Below are 21,235 nucleotides of genomic sequence, written 5' to 3' on the forward strand. Positions count from 1 at the left end.
TTCTCTCGTGGGTTTCGGATGCACATGCTGTCTGGCTGCTGATGCCGGTTTGGTTACGTGGCGGCTTCCGGTAGCGGCCACTCGGCGCGCACGGTAAAAAGCTTGCCCACCACTGCCGATTCGAAAGTACCGCCAAAGAGTTCGACCCGCTCACGCATCCCCTGTAATCCCCGACCGGATGGCGCCGCACCATTGAGTAATGAGCTGCCGGTGAGCTCGTTATCGCAGTGAAAAATCAGCTGCTCGTCGCGCCAATCGCAACGCAGCAGTGTGGCAGCTCCCTGCGCGTGTTTGAGCACATTGGTGAGCGATTCTTGCGCCACGCGATAAATCGCGAGCCCCAGCCCCGCTGGCACCGCGCGCGGTTCGCCGATAACCTCCAGCGAAATGGGTTGCCCGGCGAGCCTGGCCCGTTCGACCAGCTCGGCAATATCGGCCGGGCCGTGTGCCGGGGTCTGCTGCTGCGGCTCATCGACTGCCCGCAGCAGCCGCTTCACATCGGTGAGCGCATCCCGGCCGGTGGCGGCAACCTTGTCGAACAGTTCGGCGCTGAGTTCGGCATTGCCGCGCGCCGCGAACCGCCCACCCTCAGCAAGCGTCACGATCGAGGCGAGCGAGTGCGCGATGATGTCATGCATTTCGCGTGAAATCCGGGCGCGCTCATCGGCCACCGCAAGTTCAGTCAGTCGCATCGCATCCTGCTCAAGCATCCGCTGCCGCTCGCGTTCACGAGCTGCCACCTCGAGCCGGCCGCGCCTGGCGAGCCCCAGCCCAAACGCTGCGAGATACGCGACCAGCACCAGCCCCATAACCGGCAGCATTTCCCACAGTCCGGCCCGGGTTTCCTGGCCCGGCTGGCCCGGCAAAGCACCCCCGAACCACACGATGTGCCAAATCATCCAGAGCGCAAATGGCGCCGATGTGAAGCCCAAAAACCGCAGCTTGTGCGGAGCAAAAGCAGCCACCGAATAAACCCCGGCAAGCGCCACCAGGTCGCTGACGATGTCAAAGTATTGCCCCGCCGATTGCGACGCCCCGGCCACGACCGCGGCCAGATACGCGAACATCACCGGATGCGTCCGCCGGATCGTCAGCAGTAGTGGCACCAGCATCTCGAAGCACAGCAGCGCCAGCTTGTTTTCATAAGCCGGCGAGAACGAGGAGGCACCGCTCAGCAAAAACAGGATGCCGGCACACAGCGCTGCAATACCGGCGATAATCGCGTCGGCTCGCAACACACTCATCGGCTGCGGTTCAACCGCAATAAACCCGTCTTTCATGCCCCTCCTCACAGTAACCCTACGGCCCGAGCTGCTCGGGCGCTGCTACCGATAGCACTTGCCCACCCCATACCTGGGTATGGGATTCACCGGGTCGTGAAGGATGCCCCCGCGTGGCAACACTATGCCCGGGCAGGATGCGACCGCACCCCGCAGCGCAATTCAATGAACGTGACCAAAAAATCGCGGCGCTCAACCCTCGCGATCCAAGTCTCGGAAAAGAAAGCGGGCATCATGAACGAGTCTCCTGCATCTGCCTATCCGCAACCGGCCGCGGTGCAATGCCGCGGCCTCACCAAAGTTTTTGGCAATCCCCCGAACACGGTGACCGCAGTGAACCGGGTGTCTGCCGGTTTCAATATTGGCGAGTTCACCGCCATCATGGGCCCCTCCGGGTCGGGTAAGTCGACGCTCATGCACCTGCTCGCGGGCCTCGACTCGCCAACCGACGGGGAGGTTTGGGTTGCCGGTCAATCGATCAACCAGTTGGGCGACCGCGAACTCACCAAGCTTCGTCGCGATCAGCTGGGTTTTATTTTTCAATCGTTCAACCTGGTCCCCACCCTCACTGCCCGCGAAAATATTGTGCTGCCGCTGCAATTGGCGAACCGCAAGGTTGATCCAACAGAGCTGCAGGCCCTCACCACAAGCCTCGGCATTGCTGATCGCCTCGACCACCTGCCGCACGAGCTGTCGGGCGGTCAACAGCAGCGGGTGGCTGTTGCTCGCGCGCTCATCACCCGGCCCGCCGTGGTTTTTGCCGACGAACCAACCGGTGCGCTCGATCTGCGCACCGGCCGTGAACTTCTCGCATCGCTGCGCGACGCCGCGGCCACCCGCAACCAAACCATCATCATGGTGACGCACGATCCCGCAGCTGCCGCCTACGCGCACCGCGTGCTCGTGCTCGTTGATGGTGCGGTCGCCCATGAACTGCGTCGCCCCTCGTACGAGCAGATTGTGGCAACGATGGCAGGTGTTGGTGCATGAGCTCGTCATTTTTTCTTGCCACACGACAGGTTCGTCGCGCGCCCGGCCGAGTATTGGCGGTTTTTGTTGCCGCACTGTTGGCGGCGATGGCCGTCATGGCCACGGGCACTTTTGTCGACACGATGATGCAGGCCACCCGGCTCAGCATCGCGGCGCCGCTGTCAAAAGCAGACATCGTCGTCGAAACTCACACGGATGAGGTTGGCAGCGCCGAAATTGCCACGGTGCCGGGTGTGGAGTCGGCCGAGTCGATGATGCAGTCGATGGCCCAGTTCACGATCGACGGCGACGAACAAATGTTCCCGCTCGCATCCGCCTATAGCGACCCGCAATTGCAGTGGTTTTCGCTCAGCGAGGGGCATCTGCCAGAGTCAGCAACCGAGTTCGCACTCTCGGCCGAGACCGCTTCGCAGCTGCACCTGCAGCTTGGTGATTCGTTGCAGATGCGAAGCTGGGATGACACCGTCACCGAACTCGAGCTGGTTGGTTTATTGCAGCTGCCAGATGGCACCGAGCCGCAACCGCAGGTGTTTGTGCATCCAGCGTCGTACGAGACCAATGAGTTCGCATTTGCGGTAAAAACCGCTCCGGGTGCGGCAACCGACGATGTGGTAGCCGCAATCAACGCCGAATTTGCTGATGCAACGGCGTCGGACGCCAGCAACTATGTCAATGAGCTCGTCGATCAGGTGACCGGTAGCACCAACGTGCTCGCCACAATATTTGCCACCTTTGCCGCCATTGCCGTTATTGCCGCCGCAATGGTGATCCGCAACACTTTCCAGGTGCTACTCGCGCAGCGACTGCGTGAAATCGGGCTGCTTCGACTGGTGGGAGCCAGTGGCAAGCAGGTGCAGCGCACCGTGCTGTTCGAAGCGCTACTCACCGGTGCGGCCGGGGCTCTGGTTGGTATTGCGGCCGGTAGCGGCGTCGGTTATTTGGTGGCGACACTGGTGGGGATGAGCGGTGCCGGTCTGTCGGTTCCGGCAACCTGGGCTATCGCCGCGTTCACCGTCACCACTGTGATGACATTGGTTGCCGCGTGGGCGCCGGCGGTGAGCGTGCGGAAGCTGCCGCCGATTGCGGCGCTCAGCGCGTCAGCAACCACCGAGCGCGGCTCCGTACGGAGCAATCGTGCCGGTTGGATTGTCGGCACGATACTCACCGGCATCGGTGCTGCGGGGCTCACCGCGGCGGCGCTGCTGCACGATCTGCTCATTGCGCTCGTAGCCGGAGTCGTCGCGGCAATCGGACTCATTATTTTGGTGCCGCTGCTGGTGCGCGTGATCTCACCGCTGGTCGCGCGCATCCTGGCGCCGATGGGCACGACAGCCAAGCTCGCTGGTGACAACCTCGTGCGCACCGCGCGTCGATCGGGCACCGTAGTGCTCTCGATCGCGCTGGGTGGCAGCCTGGTTATTGCCATGCTGACCGCCATCAGCTCGAGCGCACAAACCTCGATTGCCGAGCTCGACAGCAAATACCCGGTGGATGCAGTGGTTACGACCGTCGATGGTTCACCACTCAGCGAGGCGCAAATCGAACGGGTGCGGGGCCTGCAGCACGCCACCGGTGTTACGCCGGTGTCGGGAGTGCGGCTGGATGCAGAGCAAAACTCGCAATCGCAGGTCGACTATCTGGTGGCGCTGCCAGACTCGATGGCCGACCGCACTGTCGAGCACCTCAATGAAGATGTCATGCTGCTGTCACCGAGCCGGTTTGAAGACACGCTCGATCTGCGCGAAGGCGAGAGCGTAGAAGTGGTCCGTCCCGATGGCAGTGCGCTCACGCTGCGGGCATACCCCGACCCGATCGCTGAGGGCGCATCGGTGCAAACCGATAGCGGGGCGAGTACCGCGGTGGTTTCGAGCAGTGCGCTGAACCGGTTTGATCAGGCTGCGAAGCCAGTGCAGCTGTGGCTTGATATGGAGGGCAATAATGCCACCCGGTTGGCCGAAGAACTGCATGAGCTCGTCAAAACCGACCCCTCGCTCACTTTTGGCGGCACGGTACAGACGCGTGCGCTCTACGAACAGGTGACCACGTTTATGACGGCGTTTGTGCTGGCGATGATGGCGCTCACCGTTGTGATCTCGGCGGTTGGTTTGGCGAGTGTGATTGCGCTTTCGGTTACCGAACGCAGCCGCGAAATCGCGCTCCTGCGCGCCCTGGGTGTGCAGCGTCGCGGCGTGCAGGGCATGGTGGTCATTGAGGCGGTCGCCCTGGCACTCATCGGCGCGATGCTGTCGATCGTGATTGGTATTCCGCTGGGTATTGCGGCAGTCTTTTCAGCCGTTGCGAGCGATTCGATTTCGGTCATCATCGCCATCCCTTGGACCGGAATCGCGATCCTGGTTCTGGCTGCGCTGCTGATTGGCGTGATCGCGGCAACTGGCCCGGCACTGCGGGCTGCCCGTACCGCGCCAGCTCAAGCGTTGGCACGAGTCGAATAGTGCTGCACCCCAAACCGCGGTTGTCAGATGCTCGTAGGCGCCGGCTTACCAGCTACCTGACAATCGCGGTTTGGGTGTCCTCCGGGGCGCAGGCCCGCTGCGCCACCTGACGGCACTGCCGCGGTGAAATCCCGTATGCCGACTTGAATGCGTTTGAAAAATGGGTTGCTTCTATAAAACCCCACCGCTGCCCGATCTCACGAATTGGTTCAGTGTTGTGCACATCCATAAGGTCGCGCCGTGCCATTTCAAGTCGCCGCTCACGGATCCAGGTGCACACCGTGGTGCCCTGGTCTTTGAACAAGTGATGTAGTGATCGCACCGAAATGTAGTGTGCCTCGGCGATCCGCTGCGGCCCGAGATCCGGGTCACCCAAATTCGACATGATGTATTCACGCACCTGCATCATCGTGACGAGTTTGTTTTGCGCACGACGGGACGGTCCGATTTCGAGCGTATCAGCAATGCAGGCCGCGACGAGGTCAATCGCAGTCTGCAAAATAGCTCTGCCAGCACGCCCTTCGAGGGCCGCCATATTCTCTGCCACTCCGCCCAGCAGTTTTGCACAGATCGCTCCCGCTCCCGCCGCCGCGTTGATGGATAGCGCGCTCATCCTTTGGAATGCGCGCGGCGGTAACGATATGAGTTGTTGTGGAACGAGAATCACCAGTGTGGTGCCGGCATGAAACTCTCGGTCATATGGCGAAGTGGCGTCATACACCGTAAATTCACCGGGATGCAGCACTGTCGATTCGCCGTGCTGTGCCACTAGCGATGTGCCCCGCAATTGGTATACCACCGCAAAAAAGGGGTCGTTCCCGAATCCGATCAGTCGTTCATCCCGAGTTGAGTAGTGCGCGCTACCGGTGACGAGATAAGCCCGGATTCCATCTATCACGATGGCGGCGATCTCAACACTCAGTTCTTCTCCCGCACATTCAGCCACGGTGAGCGGCAGGAGCACCCTGTTGGCATACTGCTGCCACTGCGCAACACCCTGCACCTGAACCGTGGTGAGCGTTTGACCCTTCATCGAACTGTCTCTCTCGTTACGGGCGGGTAGTAGTGAGCGCCTCCAACAAGTAGAAGCCTTTAGATCTCAACAGATCATTCCCTAACTACGGCCCGCGCCGCAAATCGACAGCTCCGCCAACCAGGCAGATCCCGAACCAAGCTGAGAGTTTGCCAAGTTGAGGGATTGCAAGTTGCCAAAAAATTGAAACCAGCTCAATAATTGAATGACTTTCGTATCATTCACATGGATGCTCACCCGTAATGAAAGGCAATAATGGCCCGCAAGGTTATTTATCAGATCGTCGACGACCTCGACGGAACCGTACTCGCAAACGGCGAAGGCGAGACCCTAAAGTTCGGACTCGACGGTGTCGATTACGAAATTGATCTCGGCCCGGATAACGCAGCCGCACTGCGAGAAAAACTCCAGAGCTATGTTGCAGTTGCTCGCCGCACTGGTGGCCGCCAGGTTCGCGGCACGCGCACACAGCTGCCTTCAACCGGGCCAAAGCGTGACCTTGCTGCCGTGCGCAAATGGGCTCGCGCCAACGGTTACGAGGTAGCCGACCGTGGTCGCGTACCCACCGAAATCGTCGAGGCATTCGACGCCTCGCAGGGCAACGCCGAGTAGTTGCCACCCAGCTAAAAGGGTTCGCCCCGCCACTTATGTGCGGGGCGAACCCTTTTTGTTTATTACCGGCGGGGAACCTTCGCCAGCGGCGACCCCTTTAATTGCGCTGTGTCTTTACCAAGCGGCATCGCCGGCAAGAGTTCGGAACACTAACCGCGGGTAAGTTGACGAATTTCGCTGAGGGTCGGCTGATCGACAAGCTTGCCATTCACAAAGACATACGGAGTTCCCTGCACACCCATGTCCTTACCCTGCTGCTCGTCCTCGGCGACACCGCGGCTGAGCGCAACATTGTTGATATCGCTCTGGAACTTCTGCAGATCAGGAACACCAGCCTGCTTCGCCAACTCAACCATTGCATCCGCATCCAAAGTATCGGCTGAAAGGTGGTCGTGCAGCGACTGCTGTTCTTGCATCAGCACATCGTGCATCTCATCAAATTTTCCCTGCTCACCCGCGGCGCGGGCTGCAACTGCAGTGAGCATTGAGCCAGAGTCGTCAATCACCCGAAAATCGTGCAGCACCACCTTGATATTGCTGCCACTAAGCGCATCCGACTTAAGTTCGGGAAGTACGTCGGCCGCGAACTGAGCGCAGTGCGGGCAGAGATAGTCGGAATAAATATCGATGGTGGTCTTGGCATTCGGATCGCCAGAAACCATGTAGCTCGGCGTGGCCTCTACCTCGATTGCCGAGGGTGTTTGGCCGGGCTGCGCGCTCGTCTCGCTGGGGCCCGTCTGCGTCATGGGCGCCGGCTCTTCTTGCCGTTTGTCCGAGGCATTATCGGCGTCGGAACCAGAGGCACAGCCGCTCAGCGCAAGAGCGCCGGCGATACTCACGATTACGGCAATTCGACGATTGTGAACCTTCATTGCGACTCCCTGGGTTCAGACAAGAATTCCTGCCGTCATTGTATTGGGGTAGCTCCCCCGACCGCGCCCTCCTCCAGGCTGAGTCACCAAAATCGCCATGCAGCTTCTCATTGCCGGCCCGTTAGGCTGCTAGCACCGTGCCGCTTCCCAAGAAAGGACGTCCCGTTGACCACCGCTGCCGATGTCGCCAAGCTCATTGCCACCCGATACTCGGACGATTCGCTGGCGTCATTGCCAGCTGCCGCATCCGAAACCATCGCGTTGCAATTGCGACACCGTTCGGTGCGCAAATTTACCGATCAACCAATCTCTGAGGCCGAGCTCACGTCGATCTTGGCTGCGGGGCTGTCGGCCTCGGTGTCATCCAATCTGCAGCTTTTTAGCGTGGTGACGATTCGTGATCGCGAACGGATGCAGCGAATCTCGGCAGCCATTGGCGGGCATCCCTATGTGGAATCGGCCGAGGTGTTTTTGGTTTGGGTGGTCGACCTGCACCGAGCCGTGGCCATGGCTGAGGCGGCCGAGGCGCAGGTTGAGTCGCTCCCCTATCTTGAAAACACGCTCGTTGGTTTTGTCGACTGCGGTATTGCGGCGCAAAACACCCTGCTGGCGGCCGAGTCGCTCGGCATGGGTGGCGTTTTTGTGGGCTCCGTGCGAAATAACCCGGTGGCCGTGGCTGAAGAACTCAATCTGCCGCCCCATGTTTTCCCGGCGTTTGGTATGTCGCTGGGCTGGCCCGATCCCAGCGAACAGGCGGGCATCAAACCCCGCGTTCCGATGGAGGCGGTCGTGCACCACGAAAACTACGGTGCTGAAGCGTGGCGTGAACCGGTTGCCGAATATGAATCTCGGCTTGCCGGATACTACGCGAACTATGGCAAACCCGACTACAGCTGGCAGCGCACAATTCTCGGTCGCATTGGGGCCATCAAGGGACTGCATGGACGCGAACAAATGCGGGAGTGGTTGACGCAGCTCGGTCTTGAGTCACGATAACGCTGGCCGCAAATCGGTGCGATAGATCGTTCTCGGGCAATAATTTTGCGTTGACGCGAATATGCTGGCCCAATGACTCACGAGACTGATCAGGTTCATGAGGCGGTGCGACGAGCACGAATGCTGTTTTCGCTGCTCGCCACACCCAAACTGCGGCTGGCACTTGCGGCTCGGCTCAGTGGCAATCAGACCGATGCTACGGGTGCGTCTTTGCCGCCGCTCGATTGGCTGGATGAATCTGGTCAGGTCGATGCTGCGCTGGCGCGTGACACCGCATCCGCGCTCATGTCGACGATTTCGGATCGCGCCATTCTCGATGCCGCGCAGGTGTCGGAAATGCCGGCGGATACTGGTGAACGTATGGAGCTGTCGCAGCGGATCGTGTCGATCGTATTCGACCGCTTTGCTCGTTCGCAGACGCTTTCAGAGCCCGAGCTCAACGCTGGCATCGCCATGTTTTGCCGCGATTTTGCGCTGATTCGTCGCGATGCCGTCGACAGTGGTTTTCTAGAGCGTTCAGCCGATGGCGCACACTATGCGCTGCGAAAATCACCGCGAAACGACACGTAGTCCGCTGCGTTTTGCGCAGAGAGCAAGTCATTTATCGACTTCGCTATCGCACTTTGCCAGAACAGTTTCGACGAGATCAAATATCTCTGCCGCGAACGCTACGACCCGAATATCTGCGACTTTGGTTTCAGTCTTCAGCAGCGTCGTGACCGCGATTTCAACGGCGTCGCGTAGCGGCCAGCGGTATACACCGGCACTGATGAGCGGGAACGCGATGCTGCGCGCCCCGAGTTCGTCAGCAACCTCAAGCGAACGGCGATAACAGGACGCGAGCAGATCGGGGGCGCGATTGCCGGCTCCGTAGTTTGGACCAACGGTGTGAATTACCCATTTGGCGTTCAGCGCTCCTGCTGTCGTATATCCGGCATCGCCAGTCGCGAGACCAGTCGGGAACCGTTCAATGCAGTCGGCCAACACTGCCGGGCCACCTGCTCGGTGAATGGCCCCGTCGACACCACCGCCGCCACGCATCCGTGTGTTAGCGGCATTAACAATTGCGTCTACTTCTTGTTTGGTGATGTCGCCCAAAATGGCGCTGATTCGACCCATAGCAAAAATATAGCGGGACGTTCGTCGGCGTCGAACACGAGAACTACAAACAGCGCCCGGTCTTCGGAGACGGTTGATTCCTCATCTCATCCCAAAGTCGAAACCGGCTCGACCAGTTGCATGATGCTTCCACACCGCTAGCGGCAGTAAGTTTCTTAGCACGCCCCAGCGAGTAGGAGAGTTGACTGATGAAACGAGCTTTGGGAACGATCACCGCCGCACTGGCCGCTTCGGCACTCCTCGCCGGCTGTGCTGAGCAGAGCGAAGACGCGGCCACCGCTACCACCGATGCTGCCGGCGAACAGACTGTCCACGAGACAGAGCTCTCAACAACAGAGGGTGACGCAACTCAAGATGTGGGGAACGGTGGTGCGAACACGGCATCCCTCACCGTAGCTGGACAAGACATGTCAATGGCAAATGGCCGCGTCAGCTGCGAAGAGGCAAACGGCACGACGACCATACGAGTTGTCGACAACGCGCGCCCCGAAGAAGGGATCGGTGTGCTGCTCAACCAGGGCGAGCTGTCGACCTTCAGCGCCACACTCGACGGAACCAGCCTCACTGTTTTCCCGGGCAACACCGGCGAAGCAACCCTCAAGGTTGATGGCAAGAGCTATGAGATTTCGGGGATCGCAATCGCGGCAGACATCGCGAACCCCGCTGCCGAGCCCGAGTCACTGGAGTTTTCGTTTAGCGTCACCTGCCCGTAGCGGCATCTCATCGAAACCGGTTGAGCCAGCACGGCCGCTCTCAGCGAGCGGTTCTCGGGAGAAGCCGGTGTTTAATCAGCCAAAACGAGGCAGAAATCGATAGTGTCTGCGCGCACATCTGATAACCCCTGAGGAAACAAAATGACTGCACCCGATATCGAGCTTGACCTCGATTCCGCCGATTCGATCCTCGAATTCATGGGCCGATGCCTGCGATTGGACCAGGAGCTCAACAAGGAAAAACCGTGGGATGGTTTTGTGATGGTGACCGGTTTTGAAGAGGCACATGCGGCAAGCCAGGCCTGGCGATTTGTCGGCGAGGAGACGCTTCCTACAGGGGTGTACATTGCCAACCCGGCATTGAACCCAGACCTGATGGATCGACTGCACGAAATCACCGCCGACCCGCAGCGCGGTAGATGGCGGACCTGGGTCGCCCTGTACGACCTCGCCACCGACAGCTTCGACCACACATTCCTGTGGCCCGGAGAAGACGACGGCTACAACGTAATTGGCTACGACACCCCAATGTCAGCGATCGAAGCATTAAATCCGGCACATCCGGCCGAACCACCTCAGTGGCTGACTTCGGCCAGGGATACGCCGTCCGTCTGACAAAGCTGAAAGGAACACAATGACTGCACCCGATATCGAAGTTGACTACGACTCCGTCGATTCGATCCTTGAGGTCATCGGCCGATGCTTGCTGGTGGACAGAAAACTCAACCAGCGCAAACCGTGGGACGGCTTTGTGGTCGTGTCCGGCTACGAACAGGGACATTCGGCGCACCAGGCATGGCGGTTCGTCGGCGAGGAGACCCGGATCACTACGGTGTCCGGACTCAATCCGGCGTTCAACGATGCGCTGATTGCGCGGCTGCGCGAGCTCACCGCCGACCCGCAGCGCGGCAACTGGCAGACTTGGATCGCCCGATACGACCTCGCCACCGACCGGTTCGACCACACATTCCTTTGGCCCGGCGAGGACGACGGCTACAACGTGCTTGCCTATGACACCCCGATGTCGGCGATCGAAGCGCTGAATCCGGCGCATCGAGCCGACTAGCGTCAAACACTAATTGAGAGCCGTAGCAGGCGCGCGGGGCCCCTTAACCAAAGAAAAGCGGCCCCCTCACGGGGACCGCTTTTATTTGGTGGACCTGAGGGGACTCGACTCCCCAACGGCTCCCCCACGCGCAACAGCGCGCGGGGCCCCTCGCCGCCGGGGCCCCACCAAGGGGTTCTCGTGCCCAGCCAAACTCACCAAATAAAAACGGCCCCCTCACGGGGACCGCTTTTATTTGGTGGACCTGAGGGGACTCGACTCCCCATCACCATCTCCACGCGTCGCAAACGACGCGCGGAGCCTCCGGCGACGGGGCCCCACCAAGGGGTTCTCGTGCCCTACCAAACTCACCAAATAAAAACGGCCCCCTCACGGGGACCGTTTTTATTTGGTGGACCTGAGGGGACTCGAACCCCTGACCCCCTGCATGCCATGCAGGTGCGCTACCAGCTGCGCCACAGGCCCGTGCCGAAGCAACCTCACAAATATATCCCGGCCGCTGCAACTATGCAAATCCTCACATCAGGCCGGATTTTTTCGCGGCCACACATCGAAGCCCATTCGAATAATCACCAGCACCAGGAACATGGCAAACGCCACGTTCGCGGCAAACGGACTCAGTGTCGAAGCGATCAGCGACCCCACCGGTGTCAGCAGCCCAGCCGCCACACCGATATACGCGGCCGCCCGCAAATCAACATTTTTTTGCCGCACATTCGCGATCGTGCCCGACAGCCCCGTGGCAATAATCATCAACAGCGATGAACCCTTCGCCATCAGATCACTCGCCCCAAACACGAGCACAAGCAGCGGCACCACCACAACACCACCGCCAATGCCGAACAAGCCCGAGGCAACACCCGCCACGAAACCAAGCACCACCAACAGCGCCCCCAGTGCCACATCGAGGTAGATTTCCGACTCGCGATTCGGCAACACCAAAAACAGCGACACGATGATCACGACCAAAAACGCCATAAAACTCAATTGCAGGGCGCGTTTCGGCAACCGCTGCAGCAACCACGCCCCCACCGGCGCACCCACCACCGAGCCAATCGCCATCAGCGCTGCCAACAAAATATTGACGTTGCCGTGCATCCCATAAGCAATCACCCCGGCCAGCGCGGTCGGCACAATCGCCAAAAGTGAGGTGCCGGATGCGATCCGCTGATCGATGTGAAACAGATACACCAGCACCGGCACGATGATGATGCCGCCGCCGACACCAAACATTCCCGAGGCGAGTCCGACCGCAGCACCGAGCAGCAGCAAACCCCACCAGGGGCTGCGCGTGGATTGGACCTCGTTCACCACTCCCCCGCCCGTATTCACCACCAGAGAAAACTACCCCCTTGGGTATATTCCCGAGGAAGTCTATGCGGTCGCGTCACCCTCCGCCTGGCCGGCTGAACCCGATGCATCCTGTGCGACAGCTTGCTCATTCGCAACGAGCTGCAGGTCAATCACCGGCGCGTCACGCCAGATGCGTTCAAGCCCGTAAAACAGGCGGTCTTCTTCGTGGAACACGTGCACCACGATGTCACCAAAATCAAGCAGTACCCAGCGCCCCAGCTGCAGCCCTTCTCGACGCAGCGCCTTTTGGCCGTGCTCGACGCGCAGCCGCTCCTCAACCTCGTCGGCAATCGAAAGCACCATGCGCTCATTGCGGCCCGAAACCAGCAAAAACGCATCGGTCAGCGGCATGTTCTCGCTCACGTCGAGACCAACAAGGTCGAATCCGCTGCGCTCATCTGCCGCAGCTGCGGCGGTGCGGATGAGTTCGAGTGCGCGGTCAGTGGCCGTCATACGGTTGTGATCTCCTCAGGTTCGTTGTTTGCGGCGGGCGGGGCCGCGTCGGCAGCGTCACCCACATAGAGCGAATTTTTAGTGATGTATTGCACCACGCCATCCGGCACCAGGTACCAGACCTGTTTGCCGCTGGCTACGCGTGCGCGGCAGTCGGTGGATGAGATCGCCAGCGCCGGGATCTCGAGCATCGACACCCGCTCGGGTGGCAGATTGAGTTCGGGCAGGTCGTGACCGGGACGTGAAACCGCCACAAAATGGGCGATCTCAAACATCTCCTCGGCATCTTTCCATTCGAGGATCTGTGCCACCGCGTCGGCCCCGGTAATGAAGTAAAACTCGGCGTCGGGCATCAGTTTGCGCAGGTCGCGCAGCGTATCAATCGTGTAGGTCGGCCCGGGACGGTCGATGTCGACGCGACTGACCTTGAAACGCGGGTTTGATGCGGTGGCAATGACCGTCATCAAATAGCGGTGTTCGGATGCCGAAACCCCGGTTTTCATATAGGGATTACCGGTGGGTACGAAATACACCCCGTCGAGGCCGAAGTGCTGGGCCACTTCGCTGGCCGCGACGAGGTGTCCGTGGTGGATCGGGTCGAATGTACCGCCCATGATCCCGATACGGGGTCGGGCGGTTGGCTTCGCGGCGCTCACCGCAGGTGCGCTAGTGCTGATCGCCCGACTCGATGATCGGCTGGCCGGGGTGACCGACCGGCTCGTGACGAATCACACGCGAGCGTTCGGGGTGTGCCTTCGACATGTTGCGGAACGAGAACGTAACGGCCATCAGCGCCATCATGATTGCGAAGGCCGAGATACCGAAAACAATCGGCGGGAAAACCATGTGGCCGGGAACGACAACCATCGTGTCTGCAGCCTGAAAAAGAACCTGTTCGAACATAGCAACCATCCTAACCAATTCTTCGGGCCGCGATGACTACTCGTCGTCGCCGGCCCACAGCCCGGCTTTGCGCTCCGCCTCGAGTTCGGCGCGCGCGGCTGCCTTCGCATCCATGCGGTCGTAGTATTCCTCGCGCTTTTCGGCTCGGGTTGGGCGACTGCGCTCTTCAAGACGCGGGTCGGTGCCGTGTGCCGTCATCACTTCGGCGGCGGATGCGAGTGTCGGCTCCCAATCGAACACGATGCCGTCGCCCGGGCCAATCACGACGGTTGACCCGGCCTGCGCACCCGCCTTGACGAGTGCATCCTCAATACCGATCTTCGAAAGCCGATCGGCGAGATAGCCAACCGCCTCATCGTTTTGGAAGTCGGTTTGCGCCACCCAGCGTTCCGGTTTGCGGCCGAGGATGCGGTAAACAGTGCCGTAGCTTCCACCTTCAACTTGCAACTGGAACGGGGCGCTGTCGACCGCACGCGGGCGCACCACGATGCGCGGCCGGACGGTTTCGGCTTCAGCGCGCTGCGCCCGGTCGGCATCAACGATCTCGGCGAGCGCGAATGAGAGTTCGCGCAGCCCCTTATGTGACACTGCCGAAACTTCAAACACCCGGTAGCCGCGGGCCTCAAGATCGCCCCGCACAAATTCGGCAAGTTCGGCAGCCTCTGGCACATCGACCTTGTTGAGCGCGATGAGGGCTGGCCGCTCAAGCAGCGGCACCTGCCCCTCGGGCACCGGGTAGGCCGCGAGCTCGGCGAGGATCACCTCGAGGTCGCTAATCGGGTCGCGGCCGGGCTCGAGGGTGGCGCAGTCGAGCACGTGCAGCAGCACCGAGCAGCGTTCAACGTGGCGCAGGAAGTCGAGCCCGAGCCCGCGCCCTTCACTGGCACCCTCGATGAGCCCGGGCACATCCGCGATGGTGTAGCGCGAGTTACCAGCCTGCACCACGCCGAGGTTAGGGTGCAGCGTCGTGAACGGATAATCGGCAATTTTTGGTCGCGCCGCACTCATCGCTGCAATCAGCGACGACTTGCCCGCCGAGGGATAGCCCACAAGCGCCACATCGGCCACCGATTTCAACTCGAGGATGATGCGCGCTTCTTCGCCCGGGGTTCCCAACAGCGCAAAACCGGGCGCTTTGCGTTTACTGTTGGCGAGCGCGGCATTACCGAGACCGCCGACGCCGCCTTCGGCGACGACGATGCGCATGCCCGGCTCAACCAGGTCGGCCAGTTCGCTGCCGTCTTCGGCACGCACCACCGTTCCCACCGGCACCGGCAGTTCTAGATCGGCACCCTTCGTGCCGTTGCGAAAATCGCCCATCCCGAACCCGCCAGATTCGCTGCGGCGGTGAGCGCGGTGGTGGTAGCTCAACAGCGTGGTGACGTTGTTGTCGGCGACGAGCACGATGTCGCCACCGTCGCCGCCATTACCGCCGTCGGGACCGGCAAGCGGTTTGAATTTTTCGCGTCGGATCGACATGCATCCATTGCCACCGTCGCCGGCGTTGAGATAGAGCGTCACTTCGTCGACAAAGGTGACCATGGCGATCCTTTCGTTCAGTGCTATGAGAATACGAGAAGAGGGGCGGATGCTCCTCCGCCCCTCTTCAGGAATAATTACCGGCGCGTGTGCAGCCGGTTTTGGTGACTATTCGCCAACCGCTACAACGTTGACGACCTTGCGACCCTTGCGGGCGCCGAATTCGACAGCGCCGTCAGCGAGTGCAAACAGGGTGTCGTCACCGCCACGGCCGACGTTGACACCGGGGTGGATCTTGGTGCCGCGCTGGCGGACGAGGATTTCGCCCGCGTTAACGACCTGACCGGCAAAGCGCTTCACGCCGAGGCGCTTCGCGTTCGAGTCGCGACCGTTCTTGGTCGAGCTCGCGCCCTTCTTTGTTGCCATGAGTTTTCAGCTCCTCGGGATTTACTTGATGTCGGTGACCTTGACGCGGGTGAGCTCCTGGCGGTGCCCCTGGCGCTTCCGGTAACCGGTCTTGTTCTTGTACTTAATGATCTTGATCTTCGGGCCGCGGAGGTCGTCGAGAACCTCAGCAGTCACCTTCACCTTGGCCAGCTTTTCGGCGTCGGTGGTGACCTTGTCACCATCAACGAGGAGCAAAGCGGGCAGAGTGATCTGGCCCTTGTCGTCGCCAGCGACACGGTTCATCTCGATGATCGAGCCAACCTCGACCTTCTCCTGCCGGGCCCCGGCGCGCACAACTGCGAATACCACTTCAGCTACCTTTTCTTCCAGCCCACGCACTTAGGTGGGCAAATCGTCTCATTTGATGAGGAAGTACCAAGTCCGCTGCGCCGGGCATCCACGAGATCGCAATGCATCCGTTAGCGAACGTGCAACAGCGCCCTACTTTACCCCAGCGAACAGAATCGCGTCAACCGTTGACCGGGTTCGGTTTTGCGGCGCCGCGCTTGGTTAGTGACTTCCTTCGTCTGCCTCCGTTGCCGAGCTCGCCGGTGCGGCGCTGTCATCGGTCGAAATGGGACCGGTGGTGATGCGCCGACGCGGTTTCCGCGGCGTTTGCGCCGACTCGGTCTTGGCTGCTTCTTGTTTGCTGCTGGCCAAGGAGTCGAGTGCGGCGTCGAGGCTGCCGAGCGTTGCCGCAGCCGGCTCGGAAGCCGGTTCGGCGGGGGTGGCAGCAACCTCGTCGAGGGGCAGGCTAATGGATGCGATGCGCGCGGCGCGTTCCGACGGTTCGTTATTGTCGGTGGCCGGCTGCACTACCACGCGGCGACGGCGCGGCTTGTGCTTGGGTTGCGCATCGTCGGGAGATGTTGCGGGCGGCTCGCTGCTTTGTGACTGCGAATCGGCGCCGCGATCAGCGTCTGTTTCACGCGTGTCGCTGTCCCGCTTGCTGTCGCGTGAAGCGGATGCGTTGCGGCGCTTGTCATCACCCGAGTCTGAGTTTCCGTTTCGGCCACGGCGGCCGCGGCGCGAGCGACGCGATGAGCTGCGCTCGGCATCCTTAGCGCTGTCGTTTCGCTGGTTGTCATCGCTGCGTTCGCTATCGCTCACCGCGTCGGCGGCTGCAACAGCGGCTTCGAGCGACTTACCACTCACTACCGCAGCGGCGGCGATTGCCAGGCGCTCGGCCGAGGCTTCAATTGCTGCCTGGCTGGGTTCGGCGCTGTCTTGTGTTGCACCCGCGATAGTGGATGCGGCAATCTTTGTGAGCGCGTTGCGGGCGTCGTCGGTGATTTCGTGAGTCGAGCCGTTTTGTTGCGGCTTTGACTTCGACTGCTGCCCGGAGTTTTTGTTGCGTCGACCCCGGTTTTGGCGGTTGCCGCCGCCTGATTGTGCGGGCTGATGTACGGGTTCGGCGTGCACGTGCACACCGCGGCCGTCGCAGTGCTCGCACGGCTCAGAGAATGTTTCGAGCAGCCCCAGACCGATCTTCTTGCGGGTCATCTGCACCAGGCCGAGGCTTGTTACCTCAGTCACCTGGTGTTTGGTGCGGTCGCGGCCGAGACATTCGATGAGGCGACGCAGTACGAGATCGCGGTTCGATTCGAGCACCATGTCGATGAAGTCGATGACGATGATGCCGCCGATATCGCGCAGGCGCAGCTGACGCACCACTTCTTCGGCTGCTTCGAGGTTGTTTTTGGTGACGGTTTCTTCGAGGTTGCCGCCGGAGCCCACAAATTTGCCGGTGTTGACGTCGACAACGGTCATGGCTTCGGTGCGGTCGATGACCAGCGAACCGCCCGAGGGCAGCCACACTTTTCGAGCGAGGGCTCGGTCGATCATTTCGTTGACGCGGTAGTGCGAGAAGATGTCGCCGTCGCCGTCAAAGCGTTCGACTCGGTCGAGCAGATCGGGTGCGACCTGGCCGAGGTAGCTCTTGATGGTGTCGAGTTCCGACTGGCCCTGAACGATGAGCTTGTCGAAGTCTTCGTTGAATACGTCGCGGACGATTTTGATGAGCATGTCGGGTTCGGCATGCAGCGTCTGCGGCGCGCGGCCACCGTTGGCTTTGTTTTGGATCGACTCCCACTGCTTCATGAGTCGTTCGACGTCACGCGCGAGCTGTTCTTTCGTGGCGCCTTCGGCGGCGGTACGCACGATCACGCCAACGCCCTGCGGCAGCACCTCTTTGAGAATTTTTTTGAGGCGCGTGCGTTCGGTGTCGGGCAGTTTTCGGCTGATGCCGTTGAGGGTGTTGCCGGGTACGTACACAAGGTAGCGTCCGGGCAGGGAGATTTGGCTGGTGAGGCGGGCACCCTTGTGTCCTACCGGGTCTTTGGTGACCTGTACGAGCACCTTGTCGCCGGGCTTGAGCGCGTTTTCGATTTTGCGCGGGGTGTTGGCGTCGAGGTTTGATTTTGCCCAGTCAACTTCGCCCGAGTAGAGCACGGCGTTGCGGGCGCGGCCGATGTCGACGAACGCGGCTTCCATGCTCGGCAGCACGTTTTGTACGCGGCCGAGGTAGACATTGCCGATGAGCGAGGTGTCTTCATTGCGGGCGACGTAGTGTTCAACGAGCACGTTGTCTTCGAGCACACCGATTTGCACGCGGTTGTCTTTGGCGCGCACGATCATCTTGCGGTCGACCGCTTCGCGGCGGGCTTGAAATTCGGTTTCGGTGACTACCGGGCGGCGTCGGCCGCTGTCACGGTTGTCGCGGCGGCGCTGCCGTTTGGCGGCCAAGCGAGTTGAGCCGTGCAGTTTTTGCGGCTCAGTGATGTCTTCAGAGTCGTCGCGCTGCTCATACGAGCGCGAGTCTGCATCCGATTTGTGGGAGGTGTTGCTGCTTCCTTTGCCGCGACGGTTGCGGCGTGAGCGGCTGCGGCCGCGGCCGCTTCCCGATTCGTGGTCGCCGGTGTTGTCGTCGCTGCTGTCGTGGTCGCGGCGGGCGGGGCGTTCGGGACGCGGTGGCAGGTCGGGTGCCAAAAAGAACAGCGTGCGGGTGGTAATGATTTCGGGGATGCGCGGGTCGCGCTTGGGCTTATCGGCTTCGGTTTCCGGGGCCTTGCCGGTGCTTTCAGCTTCTTCAGGCTTGGATGCGGCCTGTTCAGCTTCTTCGCCGCTGGGTGCTTCGGATGCGGCGTTCGGGTCGGGTTGGTCGGTTACGGGGTCGCCGTTGGCGTTTTCGGCAGTTTCGGGTGCAGCGTTGTCGCCGTTCAGCGCCGTTTCATCTGCTGGGGTTTCGGGCTGGTTGGATGTGGAATTTTCCACCATGTTCGGTGCTCCTCGCAGCCAGTCGCGTCGCGTTCCTGGCTACCTGTCTCGTGCCGCAGTTCGGGCTGCGGGAATGCTGGCGCCGCATCTCACGGCGTTGCCGCTGGGGTGCGGCGGGCCACCCTCGAGCGACCCTGAAGTCTCGTGCGCTTATCGCGCCACTCAAGACTAACGCACCGAACCATCGCAGATGTCGAGCAGCAGAAGTTATCTGCCGACGCAGCTGCTACCTGATGCCTGTGGTCGATGCAGCACCAATGCCCCGCAATCACTCAGACGGCCTCGTCACCGTCGGCTCCCGCCACGTGCGCGTCGGGAGCTCCGTATTCGCCACCGAAGCCAACGCCCAAACGTCCTCGACCGGCAAACAACCCGTGTCCACATCGATGTAGGTTTGGTTGCCCTCAATCGTTCCAGCACTCACGATTATGCCATTCTCCGAATCAATCCACGCAAATTGATTCACCACCTTGCCGCTGCGCCAAGTTTCAGCAATCTTCTGCTTGAACTGCACATAACCACGCGACTCAAACACATCCCGCCCAGCCGCCAAAACCGATTCCACCGCAACCGGCTCAGCCACACGCTCCTCTACTCGAGTCGACACGAAACTTGCACCACGACTCCCTTCGCAGTCATACAGCGTGTACTGCTCCGGCTCCGGATCTTCCCAACCCACCGCACCAGCAGCAACCAACTGCAACTTGAACTCCCGAATCAATTCCCGAGACTCCGCCACAAACTCTTCACCAGACATCCGCTCCGCAAACGGCAACGAACCACTATTATCCGGAAACATCCGACCAGCATTCTCCGGCGGCGTGTTCACCACACAACCACTCAACAACACCACCACAAATGACAACGCCAACCAGGACCTGGCTCGATTTTTCCCATTCATACTCAAACCAACCACTAGGGATGCAACGGTGCCGGGGTATACGGAGACAACGACTCATTCGCAACCGGCCGTAACGCTTCAAAATTCTCCACTGGCAAGCACCCGGTACGCACATATAACCGCACCTGGTGCACATCATCACCGTCGACAGTGCCCACTGCAATCACAACGCCATTGTCCACATCAACCCATTCAAACCCATTGCGCACTCGACCGCTACTCGATGTTTCGTCAACTCGAATGTCTACTCGCACATAACCTCGAGACTCAAATACTTCCTTGCCCACCGCAAGAACCTTCTCCACACTTACCGATTTTGCTTTGCGACTTTCTCGCCCCGTGGAAGTGAACATTGCCCCGTTACGATTTTCACAGCGCGCCATCTCGTACCGTTCAGGCTTCGGGTTTTCCCAACCAACCGCACCCAGTTCAGCAAGCTTCTGCTTATACTCGAGAACCAGTTCCCGAGACTCAGCAACAAACTCCTCGCCCGAAATCCGCTCACCAAACGGCAACGAACCACTCTCTTCCGGAAACATCGCACCGTTCCGAGCCGGCCCACCAAAGACGCAACCACTCAGCAGCACCGCAACGGCCGCACAGACACTCGCCTGCACCCAACGCGCACCCTTCTTTCGCAGCACCGATGCCCCGCAATCACTCAGACGGCCTCGTCACCGTCGGTTCTCACCATGTGCGCGTCGGAAGCTCCGTATTCGCAACCGAAGCTAACGACCAATAATCATCCACCGGAAGACAACCCGTGTACATACGAACATAGACTTGGTCTCCCTCAATCGTCCCTGCGATCACGGTGATCCCATTCTCCGCATCGATCCACGCGAACTGATTCAACACCTTGCCGCTGCGCTGAGTTTCAGCAATCTTCTGCTTGAACTGCACATAACCACGAGACTCAAACACATCCCGCGCCGCCGCCAAAATCGGCTCCACCGCAACCGGCTCGGCCAGACGCTCTTGAACTCGCGTAGAGATGAACTCCGCACCGCGCTCACCCTCACACCGCGACAGCGTGTACTGCTCCGGCTCCGGATCTTCCCAACCCACCGCACCAGCAGCGACCAACTGCAACTTGAACTCCCGAATCAATTCCCGAGACTCCGCCACAAACTCTTCACCAGACATCCGCTCCGCAAACGGCAACGAACCACTATTATCCGGAAACATCCGACCAGCATTCTCCGGCGGCGTATTCACCACACAACCACTCAACAACACCACAACGGCCACACTGACACTCGCCTGCACCCAACGCGCACCCTTCTTTC

General features: G+C 60.5%; 23 protein-coding genes and 1 tRNA gene. 8 read left to right on the forward strand and 16 right to left on the reverse strand.

The features are described 5' to 3' along the window. Positions 1 to 53: 53 nt before the first annotated feature. Positions 54 to 1,280 (reverse strand): sensor histidine kinase, encoded by a 1,227-nt coding sequence (locus tag JMV54_RS04370; protein WP_201517723.1) that lies wholly within the window; start codon positions 1,278 to 1,280, stop codon positions 54 to 56. A 96-nt stretch (positions 1,281 to 1,376) separates the two neighbouring features. Here JMV54_RS04370 and JMV54_RS04375 point away from each other — a divergent pair, with 96 nt between their 5' ends. Further along, entirely contained in the window at positions 1,377 to 2,270 is an 894-nt protein-coding gene (locus JMV54_RS04375; RefSeq protein WP_230972814.1) for an ABC transporter ATP-binding protein, read from the forward strand. Then, positions 2,267 to 4,723, forward strand: coding sequence for an ABC transporter permease (locus JMV54_RS04380; RefSeq protein WP_201517724.1), 2,457 nt, complete (start codon positions 2,267 to 2,269; stop codon positions 4,721 to 4,723). The genes JMV54_RS04375 and JMV54_RS04380 overlap by 4 nt, the downstream gene beginning before the upstream one ends. A gap of 52 nt (positions 4,724 to 4,775) precedes the next feature. Here the strand turns inward: JMV54_RS04380 and JMV54_RS04385 are convergent, their stop codons facing one another. Further along, positions 4,776 to 5,756: an AraC-like ligand-binding domain-containing protein gene (locus JMV54_RS04385; RefSeq protein ID WP_201517725.1), complete on the reverse strand. Its 981-nt coding sequence runs from the start codon at positions 5,754 to 5,756 to the stop codon at positions 4,776 to 4,778. Between the two features lie 255 nt (positions 5,757 to 6,011). On the opposite strand from JMV54_RS04385, the gene JMV54_RS04390 reads away from it, so the two are divergent. Next, positions 6,012 to 6,368: a histone-like nucleoid-structuring protein Lsr2 gene (locus tag JMV54_RS04390; protein WP_201517726.1), complete on the forward strand. Its 357-nt coding sequence runs from the start codon at positions 6,012 to 6,014 to the stop codon at positions 6,366 to 6,368. 149 nt (positions 6,369 to 6,517) lie between these two features. On the opposite strand, the gene JMV54_RS04395 is transcribed toward JMV54_RS04390, so the two are convergent. Beyond that, positions 6,518 to 7,240, reverse strand: a complete 723-nt coding sequence (locus JMV54_RS04395; protein WP_201517727.1) for a DsbA family protein — start codon at positions 7,238 to 7,240, stop codon at positions 6,518 to 6,520. Positions 7,241 to 7,405: 165 nt separating this feature from the next. On the opposite strand from JMV54_RS04395, the gene JMV54_RS04400 reads away from it, so the two are divergent. Further along, entirely contained in the window at positions 7,406 to 8,236 is an 831-nt protein-coding gene (locus JMV54_RS04400) for an NADPH-dependent oxidoreductase (protein WP_201517728.1), read from the forward strand. A 72-nt stretch (positions 8,237 to 8,308) separates the two neighbouring features. Continuing rightward, the gene (locus JMV54_RS04405; RefSeq protein ID WP_201517729.1) at positions 8,309 to 8,806 is read left to right on the forward strand and encodes a DUF2087 domain-containing protein; all 498 of its coding nucleotides are present in this window, start codon (positions 8,309 to 8,311) and stop codon (positions 8,804 to 8,806) included. A gap of 27 nt (positions 8,807 to 8,833) precedes the next feature. Here JMV54_RS04405 and JMV54_RS04410 read toward each other — a convergent pair whose 3' ends face one another. Continuing rightward, on the reverse strand, positions 8,834 to 9,355 hold the full coding sequence (locus tag JMV54_RS04410) for an O-acetyl-ADP-ribose deacetylase (protein ID WP_201517730.1): 522 nt from the start codon (positions 9,353 to 9,355) through the stop codon (positions 8,834 to 8,836). A gap of 188 nt (positions 9,356 to 9,543) precedes the next feature. Between JMV54_RS04410 and JMV54_RS04415 the strand changes: the two genes are divergently transcribed. The 3 genes from JMV54_RS04415 to JMV54_RS04425 all read left to right on the forward strand — a co-directional run bounded on the left by JMV54_RS04415 (position 9,544) and on the right by JMV54_RS04425 (position 11,134). Further along, the gene (locus JMV54_RS04415) at positions 9,544 to 10,068 is read left to right on the forward strand and encodes a lipoprotein LpqH (RefSeq protein ID WP_201517731.1); all 525 of its coding nucleotides are present in this window, start codon (positions 9,544 to 9,546) and stop codon (positions 10,066 to 10,068) included. A gap of 141 nt (positions 10,069 to 10,209) precedes the next feature. After that, positions 10,210 to 10,683 (forward strand): hypothetical protein, encoded by a 474-nt coding sequence (locus tag JMV54_RS04420; RefSeq protein WP_201517732.1) that lies wholly within the window; start codon positions 10,210 to 10,212, stop codon positions 10,681 to 10,683. A 19-nt stretch (positions 10,684 to 10,702) separates the two neighbouring features. Next, positions 10,703 to 11,134, forward strand: coding sequence for a hypothetical protein (locus JMV54_RS04425; RefSeq protein ID WP_201517733.1), 432 nt, complete (start codon positions 10,703 to 10,705; stop codon positions 11,132 to 11,134). Positions 11,135 to 11,523: 389 nt separating this feature from the next. Here JMV54_RS04425 and JMV54_RS04430 read toward each other — a convergent pair. From JMV54_RS04430 to JMV54_RS04485, 12 genes are all read right to left on the reverse strand, one after another. Further along, a tRNA-Ala gene (locus JMV54_RS04430) sits at positions 11,524 to 11,599 on the reverse strand. Positions 11,600 to 11,656: 57 nt separating this feature from the next. Then, a complete protein-coding gene (locus tag JMV54_RS04435; RefSeq protein ID WP_230972815.1) occupies positions 11,657 to 12,445 on the reverse strand; it encodes a sulfite exporter TauE/SafE family protein in 789 nt (262 codons plus the stop codon). A 63-nt stretch (positions 12,446 to 12,508) separates the two neighbouring features. Further along, positions 12,509 to 12,940, reverse strand: a complete 432-nt coding sequence (gene rsfS, locus JMV54_RS04440) for a ribosome silencing factor (protein ID WP_201517734.1) — start codon at positions 12,938 to 12,940, stop codon at positions 12,509 to 12,511. Continuing rightward, positions 12,937 to 13,596, reverse strand: a complete 660-nt coding sequence (gene nadD, locus JMV54_RS04445; RefSeq protein WP_269144447.1) for a nicotinate-nucleotide adenylyltransferase — start codon at positions 13,594 to 13,596, stop codon at positions 12,937 to 12,939. Before nadD ends, rsfS begins: the two co-directional genes overlap by 4 nt. Before the next feature lie 10 nt (positions 13,597 to 13,606). Further along, complete coding sequence (locus JMV54_RS04450; RefSeq protein WP_201517736.1) at positions 13,607 to 13,843, reverse strand: hypothetical protein; 237 nt, start codon at positions 13,841 to 13,843, stop codon at positions 13,607 to 13,609. A 36-nt stretch (positions 13,844 to 13,879) separates the two neighbouring features. Next, on the reverse strand, positions 13,880 to 15,385 hold the full coding sequence (obgE, locus tag JMV54_RS04455) for a GTPase ObgE (RefSeq protein WP_201517737.1): 1,506 nt from the start codon (positions 15,383 to 15,385) through the stop codon (positions 13,880 to 13,882). Positions 15,386 to 15,490: 105 nt separating this feature from the next. Then, on the reverse strand, positions 15,491 to 15,748 hold the full coding sequence (gene rpmA, locus JMV54_RS04460) for a 50S ribosomal protein L27 (RefSeq protein WP_201517738.1): 258 nt from the start codon (positions 15,746 to 15,748) through the stop codon (positions 15,491 to 15,493). Positions 15,749 to 15,769: 21 nt separating this feature from the next. Further along, complete coding sequence (gene rplU, locus JMV54_RS04465) at positions 15,770 to 16,078, reverse strand: 50S ribosomal protein L21 (protein ID WP_201517739.1); 309 nt, start codon at positions 16,076 to 16,078, stop codon at positions 15,770 to 15,772. 201 nt (positions 16,079 to 16,279) lie between these two features. Continuing rightward, positions 16,280 to 19,045 carry an Rne/Rng family ribonuclease gene (locus JMV54_RS04470; protein ID WP_201517740.1) on the reverse strand — a complete coding sequence of 922 codons (2,766 nt, stop codon included), beginning with the start codon at positions 19,043 to 19,045 and terminating at the stop codon, positions 16,280 to 16,282. Positions 19,046 to 19,313: 268 nt separating this feature from the next. Next, positions 19,314 to 19,946, reverse strand: coding sequence for a hypothetical protein (locus JMV54_RS04475; protein ID WP_201517741.1), 633 nt, complete (start codon positions 19,944 to 19,946; stop codon positions 19,314 to 19,316). Between the two features lie 14 nt (positions 19,947 to 19,960). After that, a complete protein-coding gene (locus JMV54_RS04480) occupies positions 19,961 to 20,485 on the reverse strand; it encodes a hypothetical protein (RefSeq protein WP_201517742.1) in 525 nt (174 codons plus the stop codon). Positions 20,486 to 20,633: 148 nt separating this feature from the next. Next, positions 20,634 to 21,197 carry a DUF4853 domain-containing protein gene (locus JMV54_RS04485; protein WP_201517743.1) on the reverse strand — a complete coding sequence of 188 codons (564 nt, stop codon included), beginning with the start codon at positions 21,195 to 21,197 and terminating at the stop codon, positions 20,634 to 20,636. Positions 21,198 to 21,235 lie beyond the last annotated feature (38 nt).

The sequence above is a fragment of the Gulosibacter hominis genome (assembly GCF_904842695.1).
Lineage (GTDB): Bacteria > Actinomycetota > Actinomycetes > Actinomycetales > Microbacteriaceae > Gulosibacter > Gulosibacter hominis.

Excerpts from the sequence above, each read along its gene's own strand:
- JMV54_RS04370 (WP_201517723.1), bottom strand. The coding sequence starts at position 1,280 with ATGAAAGACGGGTTTATTGCGGTTGAACCGCAGCCGATGAGTGTGTTG.
- JMV54_RS04380 (WP_201517724.1), top strand. The coding sequence starts at position 2,267 with ATGAGCTCGTCATTTTTTCTTGCCACACGACAGGTTCGTCGCGCGCCC.
- JMV54_RS04385 (WP_201517725.1), bottom strand. The coding sequence starts at position 5,756 with ATGAAGGGTCAAACGCTCACCACGGTTCAGGTGCAGGGTGTTGCGCAG.
- JMV54_RS04390 (WP_201517726.1), top strand. The coding sequence starts at position 6,012 with ATGGCCCGCAAGGTTATTTATCAGATCGTCGACGACCTCGACGGAACC.
- JMV54_RS04395 (WP_201517727.1), bottom strand. The coding sequence starts at position 7,240 with ATGAAGGTTCACAATCGTCGAATTGCCGTAATCGTGAGTATCGCCGGC.
- JMV54_RS04405 (WP_201517729.1), top strand. The coding sequence starts at position 8,309 with ATGACTCACGAGACTGATCAGGTTCATGAGGCGGTGCGACGAGCACGA.
- JMV54_RS04410 (WP_201517730.1), bottom strand. The coding sequence starts at position 9,355 with ATGGGTCGAATCAGCGCCATTTTGGGCGACATCACCAAACAAGAAGTA.
- JMV54_RS04415 (WP_201517731.1), top strand. The coding sequence starts at position 9,544 with ATGAAACGAGCTTTGGGAACGATCACCGCCGCACTGGCCGCTTCGGCA.
- JMV54_RS04420 (WP_201517732.1), top strand. The coding sequence starts at position 10,210 with ATGACTGCACCCGATATCGAGCTTGACCTCGATTCCGCCGATTCGATC.
- JMV54_RS04425 (WP_201517733.1), top strand. The coding sequence starts at position 10,703 with ATGACTGCACCCGATATCGAAGTTGACTACGACTCCGTCGATTCGATC.
- rsfS (WP_201517734.1), bottom strand. The coding sequence starts at position 12,940 with ATGACGGCCACTGACCGCGCACTCGAACTCATCCGCACCGCCGCAGCT.
- JMV54_RS04450 (WP_201517736.1), bottom strand. The coding sequence starts at position 13,843 with ATGTTCGAACAGGTTCTTTTTCAGGCTGCAGACACGATGGTTGTCGTT.
- obgE (WP_201517737.1), bottom strand. The coding sequence starts at position 15,385 with ATGGTCACCTTTGTCGACGAAGTGACGCTCTATCTCAACGCCGGCGAC.
- rpmA (WP_201517738.1), bottom strand. The coding sequence starts at position 15,748 with ATGGCAACAAAGAAGGGCGCGAGCTCGACCAAGAACGGTCGCGACTCG.
- JMV54_RS04470 (WP_201517740.1), bottom strand. The coding sequence starts at position 19,045 with ATGGTGGAAAATTCCACATCCAACCAGCCCGAAACCCCAGCAGATGAA.
- JMV54_RS04475 (WP_201517741.1), bottom strand. The coding sequence starts at position 19,946 with ATGAATGGGAAAAATCGAGCCAGGTCCTGGTTGGCGTTGTCATTTGTG.
- JMV54_RS04480 (WP_201517742.1), bottom strand. The coding sequence starts at position 20,485 with ATGTTTCCGGAAGAGAGTGGTTCGTTGCCGTTTGGTGAGCGGATTTCG.